The organism is Nisaea nitritireducens (assembly GCF_014904795.1).
GTDB lineage: Bacteria > Pseudomonadota > Alphaproteobacteria > Thalassobaculales > Thalassobaculaceae > Nisaea > Nisaea nitritireducens.
The window spans coordinates 1-4,066 of sequence record NZ_JACZFS010000078.1 but is presented as its reverse complement, the minus strand read 5'-3'; the positions used below and the strand labels follow the sequence as shown (position 1 = coordinate 4,066).

The following is a 4,066-nucleotide window of genomic DNA, read 5'->3' as shown; positions in this document are numbered from 1 at the left end:
GCGGGGCTTCGCCCCACCCCCTCTGTTCAGTCTGAATTTGTAATTCAGACCAAACACAGCGGATGGGCTCAACCCCATTCGGCGGAAAGGATAATGACCATGAGCGACACCATTGAGAGCGGAAAAACGTCTCAGCGTTATGTGCCTTCAGGTGCCATTCCTGAAACGGACCCGGATTCAGGTGCGACCGTTTACAGCTATGAACGGAACGGCGCTTTGTGCGCTATCGCCTATAAGCCGAAGGCATCCCGGAACAGTGTATGGCATCACCGTTTCCGGTCTGAGGCCGAGCGGAAAAACCATATTACGAAGTTCTTTGAGGGCCAGCGCGCGCACCAAGACGAGATGAAAAAACGCCGTGCGAACCGAAGCCAGCCCCACTCGCTCTCAGTTGGAACAATCCTTGTTTCATCGTGGGGGTATGAGCAAACAAACATCGATTTTTATCAAGTCACTGCCGTACCCGGTGCAAGCACTGTTGAGCTTCGCGAGCTGGCGAAAGACTCCGAAGAGACCGAATGGTGTCAGGCGAAAGTGATGCCACGAAAAGATGTCTTCGTAAGTGACGCTTTCAGGCGCCGCGCGTCAGCAGACGGAAGAGTGAAGGTTTCAAGCGTTGCCAGTGCCTATGTCTGGGACGGCCGGGCCAAACACCAGACCAGCTACGCATAGGAGGCAAGGAAAATGGAAATCTGCACCTTCAAAAATGGCGCTCTGACGATCAAGGCCGGAAATCTCAATTCCACCATCAAGGCCGACGATATCCAGCATTATTGGAATCTCCTTTCGCACTATCCGGAGAGGCGCGCCCGGATTGAACTCGAAGGCTTTGCCGCACGCCTTCATGATTTCAACACGCATCTATCGGCGCTTGCCAGCAAGGGCGGCGAACTCGATACAGCCGCAGAGCTGGAGAGGTTCGCCGGAAAACTTTTGAAACTCACCCGCGCTTATTGGCAATCGGAGGGGCGTTGCGCATCGTGGTTTGTCGTCGGTGCCGCCCGGTTCCCAACAGCTCGGAATAATAAGCGCATGGATATTGCCGACCGGCGTTCAAACGAGATCGGCGAGCACCTGAAACGAGCAAAGAAAGCCGCAACCCGTGCCGCCTTCCCACATGGCGAGCCAGACGGACCCGTGCGCGGAAGCAATCCCGACGCGCCGGAATTACTCCGCCAGCGGATCGCAGCCAGGGTAAAGGACCAAGAGCGCATGAAGGACGCGAATAAAGCCATACGAAGTATCAAGAGCGGTGACGTGTCCGAAATGGCGCAAGCCGTATCAGATACAATTGGCTGTTCACTTACTGATGCTGCCGCCATCGTGCAGCCGGACTATTGCGGGCGGCGGGGATACCCGTCTTATGCGACGAGCAACAACAACGCCGAAATCAAGAGGCTAAAGGACCGGCTGGCCGTCCTGGAAGCGAAGCGGGAGCAGGGCGGTAAAGAGACCGTTCACAATACAACAGCGGGCCGTGTCGAGGTTGTCGAGAACGTCGAGGCTGACCGTATCCAGTTAGTCTTTCCCGGTAAGCCAGACGCGGAAATCCGTTCGATGCTCAAGACCAACGGTTTCCGTTGGTCGCCCCGCGAGGGTGCATGGCAAAGGCACCTTAACAATGCCGGGCGAGGGGCGGTACAGCAGGTTCTTTCGGGACTTCAACGTGATGCAGCCTGATATTTCGCTTGCAATGTGTAGTAAAATATGACAACATACAGCCATGAATGAGAAGCAACGAACAGTTTCTTGGATCAAAGGCGCTCTGCGGGATTTTCTCAAATTCCCGCAGGCTGCGCAGGACGATATCGCGTTGGCTTTACGGGTTGCGAGTTCAGGCCGAAAGGCAGAGATCGCAAAGCCAATGAAAGGCTTCAGTGATGGGGTTTTCGAGATTGCGTTGAAGCATCGCGGAGACGCTTATCGCACCGTCTACGCGGTGAAAATCGATGATGCAATCTGGGTTCTACATGCGTTCCAGAAGAAGTCGAAAACCGGGATCAAGACACCAAAACAGGAAGTCGATTTAATCACCGCGCGCTTGCGCCGTCTGAAGGAGGAGCTGAAATGACCGACAAAGAAGACGATTTCGAGCTGGTTCACGGCTCGGGCAACATTTTCGAAGACCTCGGGCATCCCAATGCCGAAATCATGGAACTAAAAGGCCGTCTAGCTGCCGAAATCATCGGTGTACTGGACGATAGAAAGCTGACCGTCCGTAAAGCGCACGAGCTAACCGGATATGCTGCTGCCGACTTCTCCCGCATCCGTAATGTACGGCTTAAGACTTTTACCATTGATCGCCTTATGGCGATCTTAAGGAAGCTGGATCAGAAGGTTGAAATCAGCGTCACCGTGAGCGCTGCTGTACCCGCCGCGAGCGTGCACGCTCACATTATTTAAAGTGTCCGGAGCGGTTCGGAGCCGGAGCGGTTTGCGCTGCGCTTTTCTCTTTGGACTTCATCGATATACGGCGACGGCGCTCTGCTACCCTCTGAGGGACGGCATACACTGCGAGCACCTGCAGGGCGATCCCCTGTCGGGGCCGGGCTCTACTCCGCGCTCTTCGCGCGCTCCACGGAGCCCCAAGCGGGTCTCCGCCCATTCGGGTAACGATCCCTATCGCGCAGCGTAGACGCCGGCACACCCCTGCTCCTCATTCTCGGAACGTGCAGCCGGTTAGGAATGTTGAGATCCGCGCGCTGCGCGGATCCAGTTGAATATTTGACAGCCCGGCCTCCGCTGCGCTCTAGCCAGGCTGAACCTTTTTTCTTTGTCCGCCCCAACAGTAGTCCAAGGCTCTGTCAATCGGCAGGCGCCGCGCTTCGCGCGTCATGCTCCAACGGCCCCGTGTCCTCGCTTCGCTGCGGGCCGCACCAGAGGCCGTTTCCACACCAATTGACAGACCCTCGGCCGACCGTGGGCGGGGCTTCGCCCCACCCCCTCTGTTCAGTCTGAATTTGTAATTCAGACCAAACACAGCGGATGGGCTCAACCCCATTCGGCGGAAAGGAAAGAGACGATGACCACCACTGAAATGACCACCTTCGCTAAATTACTGCCGCCGAAGAACAACCAGCGGAAGCGCTTTGATGAAGCCGCACTGGCACGACTTGCAGCCACCATTGCATCAGTCGGCGTTGTGCAAAGCCTCACTGTCAAAAAGGAGCGCGGTAAGTTCCGGGTCATCGCCGGTCATCGGCGTTACCTCGCCATCGAGCTTCTGATCAAGGAAGGCAAGGCAGACGACACATTCCCGGTTCCGGTATCAGTCCGGACAGAGACGGGAGCTGTCCTTGAGGAAATCGCCCTTGCTGAAAACCATCAGCGGGAAGACCTCGACCCTATCGATGCGTGCGAGGCATTCACCCGCTTACGTGACGGCGGCATGAGTATCGCGCAGATCGCGGAGAAGTTCGGTGTAACTGAGATATACGTCCGGCGTCATATCGCGCTTGGAAGTCTTGTTGATCAAGCGAAGGAAATGATCCGGGCCGGAGATATGTGTCTCAGGGAAGCCAAGCATTTGGCCTCTGTCACCGCCGAGGAGCAAGCCGCCTATTTCAAATATCTTGAAGACAACAACGCGGGTAATAGCGAGTACGCGGCCCGGATGTATTTCTTCAAGAAGCCGACCGCCGATATGGCGATCTTCGACCTCGCAGATTACACGGGCGGCTACCTTCAGGACCTCTTCAGCGACAATGCAGACCGGCATTTCGCAGACGTTGACCAATTTACGGCGCTTCAGAACGCAGCCTATGACAAGAAGAAAGCGGCATTCGAAGCAGACGGGCTGATCGTCCTGGAGCCGGGCCACGATTGGTACATGGTGCTGGACAAGTACCGGAAAGCGGAGGAGGGCGAGGAGCCGACGACTGTCATCATGAAGAACCAGAACGGCCGGGTAACGATCCTCGACGGCATGGTTAAAGCGAAGAAGGTCAGCGGATCGGGCGGTATTGCGGAAACGAAGCCGCGATATACGAAAGCACAGCTTGAGCACGCCGCCGAGTTGCGAACCATTGCGGTTCAGCGGAATCTCATCACCAATCGGCGCAAGGTG

At 56.2% G+C, this 4,066-nt stretch carries 5 protein-coding genes; all 5 read left to right on the top strand.

Annotated elements, in window-relative coordinates; genetic code table 11:
- Positions 1 to 99 precede the first annotated feature (99 nt).
- Positions 100 to 672, top strand: coding sequence for a hypothetical protein (locus IG629_RS22200; protein WP_193174050.1), 573 nt, complete (start codon positions 100 to 102; stop codon positions 670 to 672).
- 12 nt (positions 673 to 684) lie between these two features.
- Complete coding sequence (locus IG629_RS22195; RefSeq protein ID WP_193174049.1) at positions 685 to 1,680, top strand: hypothetical protein; 996 nt, start codon at positions 685 to 687, stop codon at positions 1,678 to 1,680.
- A 43-nt stretch (positions 1,681 to 1,723) separates the two neighbouring features.
- A complete protein-coding gene (locus IG629_RS22190; RefSeq protein WP_193174048.1) occupies positions 1,724 to 2,071 on the top strand; it encodes a type II toxin-antitoxin system RelE/ParE family toxin in 348 nt (115 codons plus the stop codon).
- Positions 2,068 to 2,403, top strand: a complete 336-nt coding sequence (locus IG629_RS22185; protein ID WP_193174047.1) for a helix-turn-helix domain-containing protein — start codon at positions 2,068 to 2,070, stop codon at positions 2,401 to 2,403. The genes IG629_RS22190 and IG629_RS22185 overlap by 4 nt, the downstream gene beginning before the upstream one ends.
- 619 nt (positions 2,404 to 3,022) lie before the next feature.
- Positions 3,023 to 4,066 (top strand): ParB/RepB/Spo0J family partition protein (locus tag IG629_RS22180; RefSeq protein ID WP_193174046.1); only part of this gene is annotated, 1,044 nt, incomplete at its 3' end.

Bases quoted from the DNA above. Each gene is read 5' to 3' on its own strand.
- IG629_RS22185 (WP_193174047.1), top strand. From the start codon at position 2,068: ATGACCGACAAAGAAGACGATTTCGAGCTGGTTCACGGCTCGGGCAAC.
- IG629_RS22195 (WP_193174049.1), top strand. From the start codon at position 685: ATGGAAATCTGCACCTTCAAAAATGGCGCTCTGACGATCAAGGCCGGA.
- IG629_RS22200 (WP_193174050.1), top strand. From the start codon at position 100: ATGAGCGACACCATTGAGAGCGGAAAAACGTCTCAGCGTTATGTGCCT.
- IG629_RS22190 (WP_193174048.1), top strand. From the start codon at position 1,724: ATGAATGAGAAGCAACGAACAGTTTCTTGGATCAAAGGCGCTCTGCGG.